This window comes from Agarivorans sp. OAG1 (assembly GCF_037076485.1).
GTDB classification, from domain to species: Bacteria; Pseudomonadota; Gammaproteobacteria; order Enterobacterales; family Celerinatantimonadaceae; genus Agarivorans; species Agarivorans albus.
The window spans coordinates 2,194,776-2,210,929 of the sequence record NZ_AP028990.1; the positions used below are offsets into that span (position 1 = coordinate 2,194,776).

Annotated in this window: 17 protein-coding genes; 15 read left to right on the forward strand and 2 right to left on the reverse strand. The window is 42.4% G+C overall.

The features are described 5' to 3' along the window. Positions 1-16 precede the first annotated feature (16 nt). Positions 17-490: a low molecular weight protein-tyrosine-phosphatase gene (locus OAG1_RS09985; protein ID WP_338626254.1), complete on the forward strand. Its 474-nt coding sequence runs from the start codon at positions 17-19 to the stop codon at positions 488-490. Positions 491-564: 74 nt separating this feature from the next. Here OAG1_RS09985 and rne read toward each other — a convergent pair whose 3' ends face one another. Then, positions 565-3,666 carry a ribonuclease E gene (gene rne, locus OAG1_RS09990; RefSeq protein WP_338626256.1) on the reverse strand — a complete coding sequence of 1,034 codons (3,102 nt, stop codon included), beginning with the start codon at positions 3,664-3,666 and terminating at the stop codon, positions 565-567. Positions 3,667-4,079: 413 nt separating this feature from the next. Here rne and rluC point away from each other — a divergent pair, with 413 nt between their 5' ends. Beyond that, on the forward strand, positions 4,080-5,030 hold the full coding sequence (rluC, locus tag OAG1_RS09995; protein WP_152784702.1) for a 23S rRNA pseudouridine(955/2504/2580) synthase RluC: 951 nt from the start codon (positions 4,080-4,082) through the stop codon (positions 5,028-5,030). Positions 5,031-5,072: 42 nt separating this feature from the next. Here the strand turns inward: rluC and OAG1_RS10000 are convergent, their stop codons facing one another. Then, entirely contained in the window at positions 5,073-5,657 is a 585-nt protein-coding gene (locus OAG1_RS10000; RefSeq protein WP_338626259.1) for a nucleoside triphosphate pyrophosphatase, read from the reverse strand. A gap of 130 nt (positions 5,658-5,787) precedes the next feature. Between OAG1_RS10000 and yceD the strand changes: the two genes are divergently transcribed. The 13 genes from yceD (at position 5,788) to OAG1_RS10065 (ending at position 16,131) form a co-directional block, all read left to right on the forward strand. Next, positions 5,788-6,318 carry a 23S rRNA accumulation protein YceD gene (gene yceD, locus OAG1_RS10005; RefSeq protein WP_016403345.1) on the forward strand — a complete coding sequence of 177 codons (531 nt, stop codon included), beginning with the start codon at positions 5,788-5,790 and terminating at the stop codon, positions 6,316-6,318. A gap of 12 nt (positions 6,319-6,330) precedes the next feature. Then, positions 6,331-6,504 (forward strand): 50S ribosomal protein L32, encoded by a 174-nt coding sequence (rpmF, locus tag OAG1_RS10010; RefSeq protein ID WP_016403344.1) that lies wholly within the window; start codon positions 6,331-6,333, stop codon positions 6,502-6,504. Positions 6,505-6,515: 11 nt separating this feature from the next. Continuing rightward, a complete protein-coding gene (gene plsX / locus OAG1_RS10015) occupies positions 6,516-7,541 on the forward strand; it encodes a phosphate acyltransferase PlsX (RefSeq protein WP_152784706.1) in 1,026 nt (341 codons plus the stop codon). A gap of 7 nt (positions 7,542-7,548) precedes the next feature. Beyond that, positions 7,549-8,508 (forward strand): beta-ketoacyl-ACP synthase III, encoded by a 960-nt coding sequence (locus tag OAG1_RS10020; RefSeq protein ID WP_016403342.1) that lies wholly within the window; start codon positions 7,549-7,551, stop codon positions 8,506-8,508. Between the two features lie 12 nt (positions 8,509-8,520). Next, positions 8,521-9,456, forward strand: a complete 936-nt coding sequence (gene fabD / locus OAG1_RS10025) for an ACP S-malonyltransferase (RefSeq protein ID WP_281422589.1) — start codon at positions 8,521-8,523, stop codon at positions 9,454-9,456. Between the two features lie 13 nt (positions 9,457-9,469). Beyond that, on the forward strand, positions 9,470-10,204 hold the full coding sequence (gene fabG, locus OAG1_RS10030) for a 3-oxoacyl-ACP reductase FabG (RefSeq protein ID WP_016403340.1): 735 nt from the start codon (positions 9,470-9,472) through the stop codon (positions 10,202-10,204). A 165-nt stretch (positions 10,205-10,369) separates the two neighbouring features. Beyond that, positions 10,370-10,606 (forward strand): acyl carrier protein, encoded by a 237-nt coding sequence (gene acpP / locus OAG1_RS10035; protein ID WP_016403339.1) that lies wholly within the window; start codon positions 10,370-10,372, stop codon positions 10,604-10,606. Positions 10,607-10,681: 75 nt separating this feature from the next. Then, complete coding sequence (gene fabF, locus OAG1_RS10040; RefSeq protein ID WP_338626269.1) at positions 10,682-11,926, forward strand: beta-ketoacyl-ACP synthase II; 1,245 nt, start codon at positions 10,682-10,684, stop codon at positions 11,924-11,926. A 73-nt stretch (positions 11,927-11,999) separates the two neighbouring features. Continuing rightward, complete coding sequence (pabC, locus tag OAG1_RS10045; RefSeq protein WP_338626271.1) at positions 12,000-12,791, forward strand: aminodeoxychorismate lyase; 792 nt, start codon at positions 12,000-12,002, stop codon at positions 12,789-12,791. After that, complete coding sequence (gene mltG, locus OAG1_RS10050) at positions 12,781-13,776, forward strand: endolytic transglycosylase MltG (protein WP_338626273.1); 996 nt, start codon at positions 12,781-12,783, stop codon at positions 13,774-13,776. Before pabC ends, mltG begins: the two co-directional genes overlap by 11 nt. A gap of 5 nt (positions 13,777-13,781) precedes the next feature. After that, positions 13,782-14,411, forward strand: a complete 630-nt coding sequence (tmk, locus tag OAG1_RS10055; RefSeq protein ID WP_338626275.1) for a dTMP kinase — start codon at positions 13,782-13,784, stop codon at positions 14,409-14,411. Between the two features lie 11 nt (positions 14,412-14,422). Next, a complete protein-coding gene (locus OAG1_RS10060) occupies positions 14,423-15,346 on the forward strand; it encodes a hypothetical protein (RefSeq protein ID WP_338626277.1) in 924 nt (307 codons plus the stop codon). A 5-nt stretch (positions 15,347-15,351) separates the two neighbouring features. Next, entirely contained in the window at positions 15,352-16,131 is a 780-nt protein-coding gene (locus OAG1_RS10065) for a TatD family hydrolase (protein WP_338626279.1), read from the forward strand. Positions 16,132-16,154: the final 23 nt, after the last annotated feature.

Here is a 16,154-nt window from a genome sequence, read left to right on the forward strand (position 1 = left end):
TTTATAAGGGATATATGTGAAAAAACTTGTCGGTGTTAAATCGGTGCTGGTTATTTGTATGGGGAATATTTGTCGTTCAACCACTGCAGAAGCTGTACTGCGAGCTAAATTTAAACAACACAAACTGAAAATCAAAGTTGATTCAGCAGGCACAACGGATTATCACAAAGGTGATAAACCTGACCCTCGTGCAGTAAGAATTGCTGAAGAAAAGGGCTACAGTTTTAAAGGTATTCGCTCACGCAAAGTATTAGATAAAGACTTTGCTAAGTTTGATTTGATTTTGGCATCCGATAAGAAAAACCTAAGCTATTTACATAAGCATTGTCCTGAGCAATATGCGCATAAATTGGCGTTGATTTTACCTTTTGGCGGGGTAGAGCTGGAAGAAGTGCCTGATCCCTATTACGGCAGTGTGCAGGGCTTTAAGCAAGTTTTAGCAATGATAGAGCAAGCAAGTGATGGCATTGTGGAAAGGGTGAAAGCTTAGGTTTGTTTAGTCATTCCTAAGTAAATAAAAAGGCCAGCAATTTGCTGGCCTTTTTTGTACAACTTATTTGCAGCCTACAATTCTGGCTTGCTCATAGGGCTCTGCGCAGATGTACTAGAACTAGTAGATTGAACACGTCGTGACCCAACTGTTACGGGCTTACGTACGTAAGGTTTTTTAACTACTTCTTCTGGCTGGCTAGGCGTTGCAGCAACAGGTGCTGGTTTTGCCATAGCAGCTGAAGCGTTACCTTTACCTTCAACTTTGCTAGGTTTTAGCTTACCGCGATTACTGCGTTTAGGTTTCACTTCGGCTTTAACCGCATCAAGCTTAATGTCTTCGGCTTTAGCTTCAACTGCTGGTGCTTCAGCTTTAGTTTCAACTGCTGGTGCTTCAGCTTTAGTTTCAACTGCTGGTGCTTCAGCTTTAGTTTCAACTGCTGGTGCTTCAGCTTTAGTTTCAACTGCTGGTGCTTCAGCTTTAGTTTCAACTGCTGGTGCTTCAGCTTTAGTTTCAACTGCTGGTGTTTCTGATTTAGTTTCAACTACAGGAGCTTCAGCTTTAGTTTCAACTACAGGAGCTTCAGCTTTAGTTTCAACTACAGGAGCTTCAGCTTTAGTTTCAACTACAGGTGCTTCAGCTTTAGTTTCAACCACAGGTGCTTCTGCTTTTGTTTCAACTGCAGGTGCTTCAGCTTTAGTTTCAACTGCAGGCACTTCTACTTTAGTTTCAGCAATAGGTGCTTCTGCTTTAGTTTCAGCAACAGGAGCTTCAGCTTTAGTTTCAGCAACAGGAGCTTCAGCTTTAGTTTCAGCAACAGGAGCTTCAGCTTTAGTTTCAGCAACAGGAGTTTCAGCTTTAGTTTCAACTACAGGAGATTCAGCTTTCACTTCTGCTTCTGGATAGCGAGAATCGATAGCTGCTTCTTGAGCGTTAGTCTCTGCTTTTGGCAAGTCATTAAAGCGTTTACGACCTGCGCTGCTCGATGAGCGACGACGACGTTTAGGCTTTGGTGCTTCCGAGTTATCGCTCGTTTTAGCCACTGGAGCTTCAGTTTTTGGAGAAGCTACTTCTGCTTTTTTAGATACTGGTTTTTCAGCAACTGGCTGTTCAGCAGTTTGCTCTGCAACTGCTTCGTTGGTTTTCTCGGCTTTTACTCTTACTTTTTTACGCAAGTTACGACGTTCTCTACGCTCTTTAACTTGCTGTTCTTTTGGAGCATGTTGCTTGGTTTGAGACTTAGTTTCTTGAGTAGTCTCATTTTCAACTTTATCTCTAGCAGGTTTGTTACGCTGATCCTTGCGGCGGCGGTTGCTGTTAGAACCTTCGTTGCGATCGCTGCGTTCTTTTCGCTCTGGGCGTTCTTGGCGCTTGTCGTTGCGTTTGTCATTACGTTGATTATTGCGACGATTATTACGCTTATCACGCTGATTGTTCTTGCTGCGTGTTTGTTTCTTTGGTGCTGGCTTTTCTTCGCTAGCAAACATGGCACTAAAGAATGCAACAATACGTGCGATTAAAGAAGGCTCTGCAGCACTCTTAACAGGCTTGGCTGCTTTGGCTGGGGCGCTAGGTGCAGCAGGAGCACTAAAGCCCTGCAACACTGGCTGCTCAGCTTCAATTTTTTCTTTAGCCACTTGGTTAGGTTGATAAACCGGAGATGGGTTTTCAGCAGTAAGCTGATAGCTAGTCTCTTGAGTCTCTTCACCATTTCGAATACGAGTAACGTCGTAGTGAGGTGTTTCCATATGTTGGTTAGGAATGATCACTAATCGAACGTTATGGCGTTTCTCAAGCTTGTTGATTGCTACACGCTTTTCGTTAAGCAAGTAAGCTGCTACCGGCACAGGAACTTGAGCATGAACTTCAGAGGTATTTTCTTTTAGCGCTTCTTCTTCGAATAAACGAAGAATAGACAATGCTAGAGACTCGTTATCACGAATAGTACCTTGTCCGTTACAACGTGGACAAATATGAGTGCTAGACTCACCTAATGACGGACGTAAACGTTGACGAGACATTTCTAGTAGCCCGAAGCGAGAAATGCGACCAACTTGAACGCGAGCGCGATCTTGACGAACGGCTTCACGGAAGCGGTTTTCTACTTCGCGCTGGTTTTTAACTGGCGTCATATCGATGAAGTCGATAACTACTAGACCACCTAAGTCACGCAAGCGAAGTTGACGAGCAATCTCGTCTGATGCTTCTAGGTTGGTTTGAAGCGCTGTTTCTTCAATGTCTCCGCCCTTAGTTGCGCGAGCCGAGTTAATATCAATTGAAGTTAAGGCTTCGGTTGGATCGATAACAATTGAACCACCCGATGGAAGACGAACTTCGCGTTGGAAAGCAGATTCAATTTGCGATTCAATTTGGTAGTGGTTGAACATCGGCACTTCGCCTTCGTAACGTTTTACACGGTTTACGAAGTCAGGACGAACCAGTTCGATGTGCTTTTTAGCTTGCTCATAGATAGTTTTATTATCGATGAGGATCTCGCCAACATCGCGACGTAAATAATCACGAATTGCACGAACAATTACGTTGCTTTCTTGGTGGATAAGGAAAGGTGCTGGCTTAGACTCTGCGGCATCGGTAATTGCACCCCAGTGATTAAGTAGTACTTTTAAGTCCCACTGAAGCTCTTCTGCCGATTTACCCACGCCAGCTGTACGAACGATTAGGCCCATGCCGTTAGGCAATTCTAGACCATTCATCGCTTCTTTAAGCTGTGTGCGTTCATCGCCTTCGATACGACGAGAAATACCGCCTGCACGAGGGTTGTTTGGCATTAATACTAAATAACTACCGGCTAAGCTGATGAAAGTCGTTAGTGCAGCGCCTTTGTTGCCACGTTCTTCTTTATCGATCTGAACGATGACTTCTTGGCCTTCTTTAACGACTTCTTTGATGCTTGGACGTCCTTGATAGACGTAGCCTTCTGGGAAGTATTCGCGAGCGATTTCCTTCATTGGAAGGAAGCCATGACGCTCTGCGCCGTAGTCAACAAATGCAGCTTCTAAACTAGGCTCTACGCGAGTAATTTTGCCTTTGTATATATTTGCTTTTTTCTGTTCGTGACCAGGACTTTCTATGTCTAGATCGTATAGCCTTTGGCCATCGACCAATGCAACGCGCATTTCTTCTAGCTGCATTGCATTAATTAACATTCTTTTCATTTATGTTGCCTTGGGGTTTGTTTGATTTAAACAACCTCATGGGCAGCAATTAACCTGCCTTAAATGGCCAGACCCTGTGTTTATTGTCAGAGCGTCTAGGTAACCTCGCGGTTAGCTTCTCTAGTCCTTAGGGCGCATTTTGGCGCTTGTATAAATATGAGTCCCGCAAACTGTGCTTGCCGAACTTTACAATCTATTCTATATAGCTTTGATTTAAGGCAAATAATTGTGATTGCCTATCAGGTTGCTATGAAAATTCTTAGTTTCGATAGCACCAAAATTTACAAATTAATGGGCTTCGAATACGGTGCCAAATAAGGAAAACCTTTAAAAACGGGCACTTTAAGCCTTACAAATATAGCAAAGCTATATTTTTCCATCAAATTATTTATGAGCATGTTACAATTTTTGCTATGAATACCGAAAATAAAGCAGTTCAGATGGTCACGGTTAGTGACGACGAGGCTGGACAAAGAATAGATAACTTCCTACTAAAACGGCTAAAAGGGGTACCTAAAAGTCGTATTTATCGCATTTTGCGCAAAGGGGAGGTTAGGGTTAACAAAAAGCGAGTTAAACCTGAATACAAAGTTCAGGCTGATGATGTAGTAAGAATTCCGCCAATTAGAGTTTCCGAAGAAACCGGTTTGCCGTCTAACAAGCTCAATCAGGTTGTTCAACTGGAACAGCAAATAGTTTATGAAGACGACTGCTTGTTAGTTCTGAATAAACCTTCTGGGATGGCAGTGCATGGTGGCAGTGGTTTAAGTTTTGGAGTGATTGAAGCCCTGCGCTCGTTACGTCAAGATTGTCGTTATCTAGAATTGGTTCACCGAATAGACCGAGATACCTCCGGATTATTGGTTGTTGCTAAAAAGCGCAGTGCATTGCGTGACATGCATCGACAGCTGCGAGAGAAGGTTGTTCAAAAAGACTATCTAACTTTAGTGCATGGCCAATGGCCAAAATCGGTTAGGTCGGTTGACGCGCCATTACGTAAAAATGCTGTGTCGTCAGGTGAAAGAATGGTGATTGTTGATCAAGCAGAAGGTAAACCTTCGCTTACTCGTTATCGAATAGAGCGAAGATACGCTGACATGACTCTGATGAAAGCCAGTCCGGTGACTGGTAGAACGCATCAGATTCGTGTGCACAGCCTTTACGAAGGTCATAGCATTGCTGGTGACGACAAATACACAGATAAAGAACTATTGGCCGCTACCGAAGCGAAAGGTTTGAATCGTTTGTTTTTACATGCATGGCAAATTCGTTTTGAACACCCGGCTACGCAAAAAGAGATGCATTTAACCGCGCCGTTAGAAGAAAGTCTTCAACGCTTTTGTGATCAGCTTGATCCTTTGTAGTAGGGTTTTAGATAAAAGGAGCTTAGCTCCTTTATATGTTTGCTAACTTAATAACTCAAAATCTTGGCTTTCTAATAAGCCGCATAGTCTTATTAATGGAAGGCCAATCAAACTGTTCGGGTCGTCACCTTTTAAGTGCTTGAATAACACAATGCCAGAACCTTCACTTTTAAAGCTTCCAGCACAGTTGTAGGGTTGTTCGATTTGCAGGTAACGCTCAATGAGGCTGTCGGAGAGCTCTCTAAAGCCAACTTCGAAGGTGTCTACCAAACTCTGCATCTGTTTCGTTTCACTATTATATAGCGCGAGCCCTGTATAAAAGGTAATGGCTTGTCCGCTTGCTGCTTTAAGTTGTTTAACAGCATTTTGATGGTTGCCGGGTTTTCCAACTATTTCTCCGTTTATGCAGCAAACTTGATCAGAACCTATAATCAGATTTTTAGGAAACTGAGTTTTTCCTGCAAGTGCTTTTTGCTCGGCTAAACGTAATACCAACAACTCTGGCGTTTCTTTAGGTTTTGGTGATTCATCGATATCTGGATTGAAGCAATCAAATGTTGGGCAAACTTTTTCTAATAGTTGTTTTCTGTAGACAGAGCTAGAGGCAAGAATTAGTCGATTTTTCATCGTTTTTTAACCAAAATTAACAGTCTGCTGATTTTAAACGCAATCTTTAGCGATAGCGATGCTTTAAAGGCAGGAAAAAAGCACAAATTGTTTTGACTATCACTGAGTGTAACTATATTATGCGCGCCTTATGCAAAAAGTGAAATTACCAGTAGAGATTGACCCGTTTAAGACGGCTAAGCGAAAGTTAGATTATGAGGGCTTCCTCGAGATCAAACGATTGCCTCGTTTTAGCGATGCAACCTTGAAAGTGAATAGTGATGTAGACGTCTGGTTGCGCTTTGGAACTGATCCGCAAGGTTTAGTTGTCGTTCAAGGCAAAGCGTTAACTGAGGTGGAGTTAGAGTGCCAACGTTGTAGTGAAACTTTTAGTTATGCTATTAATGTTGAGTTTACTTACTCGCCAGTCTGCGATGAATCGCAAGTGGAAGAGTTACCAGAAGATTACGAACCACTGCAACTAAATGAAGACAACTACTTTTTAGTAGCTGAATTGATTGAAGACGAATTGTTATTAGCGTTGCCAATCATACCTAAACATTCTTTAGAGGATTGTAAGGTTCAGCAAAACGAACAAGTATTTGGTGAAATCGACGTTGTAGAGGAAGAATCTAAACCAAATCCGTTTGCAGTGTTACAAAGTTTAAAAAAGAAAGACTAGGAGACTGGGTCAATGGCTGTTCAGAAAAGTAAAGTTACACGTTCAAGACGTGGCATGCGTCGTTCACACGATGCTATCGAAAACAATGTTGCATTAACAACTGACGCTACTTCAGGTGAGCTTCACCGTCGTCACCATGTTACTGCTGACGGTTACTACCGCGGTAACAAGGTAATCAACAAGTAAATTTTTGCATTTTGCAAAAACTTACTATTGCAGTTGATGCAATGGGGGGCGATGTTGGCCCCCATGTTACAGTGCCTGCCGTTGCGCAGGCACTTAACTATTACCCTCATTTGCATGTTACCTTAATTGGCGACAAGCACTTTATTAACTCCCTGTTAATAGAGCATCAAATTTCTCAGCATCCGCGCTTAGAGTTTGTTCATTCCAGCCAAGTTGTCTCTGCCAACGACAAACCGATTACCGCTTTACGTTCTCGTAAACAATCATCAATGCGTTTAGCCCTAGATCTTGTTCACCAACAGCAAGCTGATGCCTGTGTTAGTGCAGGAAATACCGGTGCCTTAATGGCTATGGCCAAAGTTGTACTAAAACTTTTGCCTGGTATAGAACGACCAGCGTTAGTGACTCATTTACCTGAAGAAAACGGCCAGGGTAGTTTGCTGCTAGATTTGGGCGCTAACTCTAGTTGTGATTCAGAGGTATTAATGCAGTTTGCGGTAATGGGAGCGTCTTTAGCCGAAAGCGTGTGGGGCTTATCTAAACCACGTGTTGCATTGTTGAATATTGGTGAAGAACAAATAAAGGGCAATGACGTTGTAAAACAAACTGCGCAACTTCTTGAAAACTCAAGCGCGATTAATTACATTGGCTTTGTTGAGGGGAATCAGATATTTAGTGGTAAAGCTGACGTAATAGTATGTGATGGTTTTGTAGGCAATATTGCACTCAAAACTGCTGAAGGGGTTTCCCAGCTTATACTCGCAAAACTAAAGAAACAGTTTGATGTAAACTGGTTCGCTAGATTTATTCTCAAACTGTTTTTGCCGAGTCTTAAATCTCAACTAAAACAACTGAACCCCGACCAGTATAATGGCGCGAGTCTGTTAGGATTGCGCGGCATTGTAATTAAGAGTCATGGACATGCCGATGAAAAGGCATTTTTGCAAGCTATTCACCAAGCCGTCGCAGAGATACAACAGCAAGTGCCAGGTCGTATTACCGACAAACTTGAATCTTTATTAATTGATAAGCATTAAGTCTTTTATGTACTCAAAAATATTATCTACAGGTAGTTATCTGCCAACAAATGTAAGAACTAACTCAGATCTTGAGCAAATGGTAGAAACCAGTGATCAATGGATTACTGATCGTACCGGTATCAAAGAACGCCGTATTGCAGGTAATAACGAGTCTGTTGCTGATATGGGCGCATTTGCGGCTGAGTTAGCGATTAAAAGAGCAGATATCGACAAAAACGATATTGGCCTAATTATTCTAGCAACCACCTCAAGCGAGAATGCATTTCCTGCCGCTGCGTGTGAGGTTCAAGCAAAGCTAGAGCTCCCGGGTGTGCCTGCTTTTGATATTGCAGCGGCCTGTGCTGGCTTTACTTATGCTTTAAGTGTTGCCGACCAGTACATAAAGAGTGGCTTGGTTAAAAAAGCACTAGTCATTGGCGCTGATAAGCTTTCACATATGTGCGATCCAGATGACCGCTCAACCATTATTTTATTTGGTGATGGTGCCGGTGCAGTGCTTTTAGGTGCTAGCGAAGAACCAGGCATATTGTCTACCCATATTCATGCAGATGGCCGTTATGGCGATTTGTTAAAACTACCTCATCCACAACGTGGAATGTCGGGCACCGAAATGGAGTCTTACATGACGATGAGTGGAAATGAGGTATTTAAAGTTGCGGTAACCCGTTTAAGTGAAATTGTCACAGAAACCTTAGCCGCAAACGGTATTGAAAAAACAGAATTAGATTGGTTAGTGCCACACCAAGCTAATTTCAGAATTATTAAAGCTACAGCCAAAAAACTCGCTATGCCACTTGATAAAGTAGTGCTTACTTTAGACAGGCATGGCAATACTTCGGCTGCCTCCGTACCCATTGCTTTAGACGAAGCAGTAACAGATGGGCGTATTCAACGAGGCCAGCTAGTATTACTAGAAGCATTTGGTGGTGGCTTTGCGTGGGGCAGTGCCCTAGTTAGATTTTAATTATTAGGATAGATGATGAGTAAATTAGCATTTGTTTTTCCAGGACAAGGCTCACAAAGCGTTGGCATGTTAGCCGAGCTTATTAGTGAGTATCCGGTAGTTGCTGATACCTTTAAACAAGCCTCTGAGGTGCTCGGCTATGATTTGGCAGGTTTAGTTGCCAACGGACCAGCTGAAGAGTTAAACGAAACCAGCCGTACTCAACCCGCATTATTAACCGCCTCTGTGGCTTTATGGCGTTTATGGAACGAGCTAGGGGGCAGCGCGCCCGCAGTATTAGCGGGACACAGTTTAGGCGAATACTCGGCATTAACTTGTGCTGGAGTGTTAGAGTTTGCTGATGCTCTTAAGTTAGTGGAATATCGCGGTCAGTTAATGCAAAAAGCCGTACCAGCCGGAGTGGGTGCAATGTCTGCAATTATTGGCTTAGGCAATCAAGAGATTATTGACGCTTGTGAGAAAGCTGCCCAAGACCAAGTAGTAACAGCGGTTAACTTTAACTCACCTGGTCAAGTGGTTATCGCGGGCCATAAAGAAGCCGTAGACCGAGCTAACGTATTATGTAAAGAAGCAGGTGCTAAGCGAGCATTACCATTGCCGGTAAGTGTGCCTTCTCACTGTGCTTTGATGCAGCCTGCGGCTGACGAATTAGCGGGTTACATTGAAGGTATCTCTTTTTCTGAGCCAAAATTCGATGTTATTAATAACGTAGACGTAGCAATAGAACGAGATGCTAAAGCAATTAAGCTTGCACTAATTAAGCAGCTATATAGTCCAGTACGTTGGACTGAAACCGTTGAAGCAATGGCCACTCGCGGTATCGAAACCGTTTATGAGTGCGGCCCAGGTAAAGTACTTAGTGGCTTAGTTAAGCGGATCCACAAGCCATTAGTTGCAGCAGCAATTAATGATACAACTTCTATAAAAACTGCTTTAGATAATAAGTAACGAGGAATTTTCAATGTCTCTACAAGGTAAGGTTGCCTTAGTAACTGGCGCAAGCCGTGGTATTGGTCGAGCAACGGCTGAAACTTTAGTTGCTCGCGGCGCCACTGTTATTGGAACTGCTACTTCAGAGAAGGGCGCCGAAGCCATTGCTGCTTATTTAGGCGAAAATGGTACTGGTTTGGCGTTAGACGTAACGTCTAGCGATTCTATTGCTCAGTTGTTTGCTGATATCAAAGCTAAATATGGCGATATCGATATTCTTGTGAACAATGCCGGTATTACCCGCGACAACTTATTAATGCGTATGAAAGACGACGAGTGGGAAGATATTATCAATACCAACTTAACGTCTATTTTCCGTTTAAGCAAAGCGGTATTGCGTGCAATGATGAAAAAGCGCAATGGTCGTATTATTAGTATTGGTTCGGTTGTTGGCACCATGGGCAACGCAGGACAAGCTAACTATTCTGCTGCCAAAGCAGGCGTATTAGGTTTTACTCGTTCATTGGCGCGCGAAGTTGCTTCTCGTGGGATCACAGTTAATGCGATTGCTCCTGGTTTTATTGAAACAGATATGACGCGAGCACTTGACGATAATCAGCGTGGTGCTATCTTGTCGCAGGTGCCTATGGCGCGTTTAGGTGATGCTGAAGAAATCGCCAAAACGGTTGCTTTTTTAGCAAGCGACGATGCTGCCTATATTACTGGTGAAACTATTCACGTTAATGGCGGGATGTACATGGTTTAAGCAGCGGCTTAAAAAATGTGCAAAAAATTGATAGATCGCAAGTTTTTTATAAAAATAACTACGAAAAACGTGGTTAGACCACTACGGTTAGACTTGCAAAGTAATTCGGTTTGAATACACTATCGCAACAACGCAGAAGCGTATTTACTAAGGAAAAATATTGTCATGAGTGCAATTGAAGAACGTGTTAAAAAAATCATCATCGAGCAACTAGGTGTAAGCGAAGACGAAGTTAAAAACGAAGCTTCATTCGTTGACGATTTAGGTGCTGACTCTTTGGATACAGTTGAATTGGTTATGGCTTTAGAAGAAGAATTCGATACTGAAATCCCTGATGAAGAAGCTGAGAAAATCACTACTGTTCAAGCTGCAATTGATTACGTTCTAAATAATCAAGATTAATAAAAAAGTGGGCGGCATCAGTCGCCCATTTTGCATCCCCCTAAGATAAGTAAATCCCCCCTTGGAGGCATTTCAGTGACTAAGCGTAGAGTCGTTGTTACTGGTATTGGTGCACTATCACCAGTAGGTAATACCGCTGAATTAACTTGGCAAGCCCTTAAAGCTGGTCAAAGTGGCATTGGCCCTATCGAACACTTTGATACCGAAGCTTTCCCAACCCGTTTTGCCGGTTTGGTTAAAGACTTCAATGTAGAAGAGTTCATGAGTAAAAAAGACGCGCGCAAAATGGATGCGTTTATTCAATACGGAATTGCAGCTGGCCTAATGGCTTTTGATGATGCTGGTATTGAAGTTACCGAGGAAAATGCAGATAGCATTGGGGTGTCAATTGGCTCAGGCATTGGTGGTCTTGGCTTAATTGAACAGAATCACGAAAATTATTTAAAAAATGGACCACGTAAAATCAGTCCGTTTTTTGTGCCATCAACCATTATCAACATGGTTGCTGGCCACCTTTCAATAATGAAAGGTTTAAAAGGCCCTAACATCGCCGTTACTACTGCTTGTACTACTGGTGCTCATGCTATTGGCCTTGCAGCACGTATGATTGCCTATGGCGACGCAAGTGTAATGTTAGCTGGCGGTGCTGAGAAAGCCTCTACGCATTTAGGTATGGGTGGTTTTGGCGCAGCAAAAGCACTATCTACTCGTAACGATGAGCCAACAAAAGCTAGCCGACCTTGGGATCAAGATCGAGATGGTTTTGTATTAGGTGATGGCGCAGGTGTTGTTGTACTAGAAGAGTACGAAGCCGCTAAAGCGCGTGGTGCCAAAATTTACGCTGAGCTGGTTGGATTTGGTATGAGTGGTGATGCTTACCACATGACGTCGCCTCCAGCCGATGGTGATGGTGCTGCTCGTTCTATGGCTGCTGCTATTAAAGATGCAGGTATCGATGCCTCAGAAATTGACTACATTAATGCTCACGGCACTTCAACACCAGCAGGTGACGTTGCCGAGACGCAAGCGGTTAAGTCTGTATTTGGCGAACATGCTAAAGAAGTATTGGTTAGCTCAACAAAATCTATGACTGGTCACCTTTTAGGTGCAGCTGGCGCCGTTGAAGCGATTGTGTCTATTTTGGCTATTCGCGACCAAATTGCTCCTCCAACCATTAACTTGGAAAACCCAAGTGAAGGTTGTGATTTGGATTATGTAGTTGGCAAAGCACGTGAAACTAAAATTGATTACGCATTGTCGAATTCATTTGGTTTTGGTGGTACTAACGGATCTCTGGTATTCAAGAAAATTGATGCCTAATCTGCGTATTGCGCTATAGCTAATTGAAGCCTGATGTTATCATCAGGCTTTTTTATATCTAGGATTGTTGAGTTTGCTAGACGCTAATTTATCAACGCTTGATCGAGGCTTAAACTACGGCGATGGTTTTTTCACAACAATGCTGGTGCGGTCTGGAAAGTTGACGCTTTGGGATTACCACCTAAAACGTTTACAACGCGCTCAACAACAGCTTGGCTTTCCTTCCCTTGATTTCGTTACTATCAAAAGAGATGCCGATAAGCACGCTTCTAAAGCGAACAATGCCGTACTAAAAGTCACTATTACTCGCGGAGAAGGTGGTCGAGGTTACGGCTTGCCAGAATGTGTTAAACCAAGTGTATTTATGTCTATTTCCGAGTTTCCGCAAAGCTACGTAAACTTTAGAGATAGTGGAATATCACTTGGAATTGCCAAGCAACGTTTGGCAAGTGGTAGTGCATTTTCATCAATTAAAACCTTAAATCGCTTAGAGCAAGTGCTACTAAAAAGAGAAGCAGACTCAAGCGGGGTTGCTGACTTGGTTTGTTGTGATATTTTTGATCAGGTGGTTGAGGGGGTTGCGTCTAACTTGTTCTGGGTTAAGAATAAAGTGATATATACAAGTGATCTAGATGGTGCTGGGGTTGCCGGTGTGCAACGCCAGTTTTTGCTAGACAACGTGAAGCATTCTCCTTATCAGATCCATTTAGGTAAGTTTAAAATTGAAGATGTAGTCGCTGCTGATGAAATATTTGTCAGTAACTCGGTATTGCAGTTTGCCCCAGTTAATACTTTTAATGAGCGCAATTACGAGCGCTTTCCTGTTTGTCGTTGGTTCCAAAATTTGGTGAAAAATGCTTCGTAAAGTAATACTTGGTTTTATTGGTTTTTGTTTAATTGCTGGTTTCCTTTCATATAAGTGGTTTGATAATTACTTAGTTGAACAATGGCAATTGCCGCGTGCAACCGAAGTTCAACAAGTGTCGGTAGGCTCGGGAACTAACATTTATCGTGTCGCCAACGAGGTATTTGCTAACGCAGACCAAGATGCATGGTGGTTGCGAGTTTGGTTCAAACTTCATCCTCACCACAGTCAAATTAAAAAGGGCTTATATCAGTTAGATGATCAGCTTAGTTATGCCCAGCTAAGCCAAATATTAGCGAGCGGAAAAGTCGTTCAGTTTAAAATTAGCCTAATTGAAGGTGAGACCTTTGCCCAGTTTTGGCAAAAGCTTAACCAAACTGACGGGATTAAACCTAGCACTAAGAATGAGCAAGAGTTAATTGAGTGGCTTGAAGTTGAGCAAAGTAAGTTAGAAGGGTTGTTGTTACCCGAAACTTACTTTTTTGTTCACAATACGCCAGCTGAAAGCATCATCAAGCGCGCCAAGCTTGCATTAGATAAAGTAGTTGCCGAGCAATGGGATAAACGTAATCAAGCTGTTCCACTCAAAACACCTTATGAAGCGCTAATTCTCGCATCAATTATCGAAAAAGAAACCGGTGCTAAGTTTGAACGGCCTCGGATCGCTTCGGTATTTGTAAATCGCCTTAATAAGGGGATGCGCCTGCAAACTGACCCTACTGTAATTTACGGTATGGGAGAGCGGTATGATGGAAATATTCGCCGTAAAGATTTACGCGAGGCTACGCCTTACAATACCTATGTTATTCGAGCTCTTCCACCAACACCCATTGCTATGGCTAGTGAAGATGCCATTATCGCTGCGCTAAACCCCGAGCAATCTAATTATTATTATTTTGTCGCTAAGGGTGGTGGTGAACATTATTTTTCTAAAAACTTAGCTGAGCATAATCGCGCAGTTAGAAAATACATACTTAAGAAATAGTTATTATGACGCGTGGAAAATTTGTAGTTATTGAAGGCTTAGAGGGTGCAGGAAAAAGTACCGCAGTTGCCGCGATCCAAACTTTGTTAGAGCAACAAGGTATAGAGTACATAAATACTCGTGAGCCAGGCGGTACGCCAATTGCCGAATCTTTACGAACGATAGTAAAACAAGGTGTTGATGGCGAGCAGGTTTGCGATAACACTGAGTTGTTACTCATGTATGCAGCTCGCGCTCAATTGGTGGAAACACGTATTAAACCCGCTTTAAGTGAAGGTAAATGGGTGGTAGGTGACCGACACGATTTAAGTTCACAAGCTTATCAAGGTGGTGGCAGAGAGTTAGGCGTAGATAAACTACAAGCGATTAAACAGATTGCTATTGGAAGTTTTGAACCTGACTTAACCTTATACTTGGATATTGAACCTGGATTAGGGCTAAGCCGAGCACTTGATCGCGGCGAGTTAGACAGAATAGAGCAGCAAGCTTTAAGCTTTTTTGAAAGAAGTAGAGCGGTTTATCTTGCGCAAGCAGAGGCTAATGAAAATATCGTGAAAATCGATGCAAGCCAAAGCATAGACAAAGTAGCTAGTGATATTCAGGCTGCATTAAATAATTACCTAAATACACTGTAACGGTATTTACTATGAGCTCTCCTTGGTTAAGTAAGGCTTGGAAACAATTATCACATCAATTAAGTGAAGATAGCTTTCCGCAAAGCCTGCTGCTTCGTGGAGAAAAAGGTTTAGGTAAGCTGCAGCTAGCAAAGTTTGTTGCTAAAACTATTTTATGTAGCGAACAAAAACATCAAGCTTGTAATCAGTGCCATAGTTGCCAGCTAGTAGACTCTGGCGCTAATGGCAGTTTGTTTTTGCTAGAACAAGAAAAGCCTAAAGTAGATGATATTCGTGCTTTAAGTTTGTGGGCAAACCAGACTAGTAGTTTTGGTTCTTCAAAAGTGGCGATTATAAGCGATATCGGCGCGCTAAATACGGCATCAAACAATGCTTTATTGAAAACCTTAGAAGAACCCGTGGCAGATACACACTTTATCTTGGTTAACCATTTGCCGTTTAAAGCGATGCCAACAATAATGAGTCGATGCCAAGTTTTAAATATCGCCACACCAGAGCAAAGCTGGGTGAAGCAATGGTTGGTAAAACAAAAGCTTAGGGTAGACGAAAACTTTGCTCTAATTTATCGTTTCTGTAACGGCTCTCCTTTACAAATCAAAGAGTTTTATCGCGAACAGCAGTTTACTCAGCTAGAACAGTTTATTCATCAATATCAATTAATGGTGCAAGCTAAAACTAATAAACTGGCTGATTTAGTTCACAAGCAGCCATTGTACTTACAATGGCTAGGTCATTGCTTAACCTTATCCTTTAGTTTAGCTAAAGGGCTGGCTAATAGAGATGACTTTCCCCAGTTTGCTGTTGTTAGTACTAAAGACAAAACTATTGAATTGGCCTATCAAGACTGGCTCGATTTGCTCAAACAGATAGAAGAATATCCGGGCCTAAATGTTGGCCAACAGCTTTACCCGCTGTTTACACGATTTAAGGATTAACGCGCGTGTTAGTAGATTCACATTGCCATTTAGACAGACTTGATTATCAAGGTAAGCATGTAAACGTAGCGGATGCTTTAGCTAAAGCTAAAGATGCTGGCGTAGATTATTGCCTTGCTGTGGCTATATCTCCTGAGAAGTTTCCGAGCATGATGGAGAAAGTGCAACACTTTGATCAAGTGTTCGCCTCTTGTGGTATGCATCCACTTTATGTTCAAGACCAAGAGTTTGACCTTGAAAAAATGGAATCTTATCTGGCTCACCCAAAAGTTGTTGCCGTTGGTGAAACAGGTTTGGATTATTTTTATGCGAAAGAACATAAAGAGTTACAGCAGAGAGTCTTTATTGAGCAGATAAAGTTAGCTGTTAAGCATAACAAACCATTGATTATTCATACCCGAGATGCACGAGAAGATACTTTGCGTTTACTGTCGGAGCATAAGGCGGAGCAATGTAAAGGGGTACTTCATTGCTTTACTGAAAGTTTAGAAATGGCAGAGGCAGCCATTGAAATGGGCTTTTATATATCTGCTTCAGGGATCATTAGTTTTAACTCGGCTAAAGAGTTGCAGCAAACCTTCAAACAAATTCCTTTAGATAGGATCTTGGTTGAAACAGATAGCCCATACCTAGCGCCGATCCCGTTTAGGGGAGAAGAAAACCAACCTGCTTATACAAGGCAAGTAGCTGAGTGTTTAGCAAAAATAAAAGGCATTAGTTTAGAAGAAGTTGCAGAACAAACTACCCAGAACTTTTTTGATTTGTTTAGTTTGGCAAAGCCTTGAAAAAAACGGCTCCACTCTAGTCC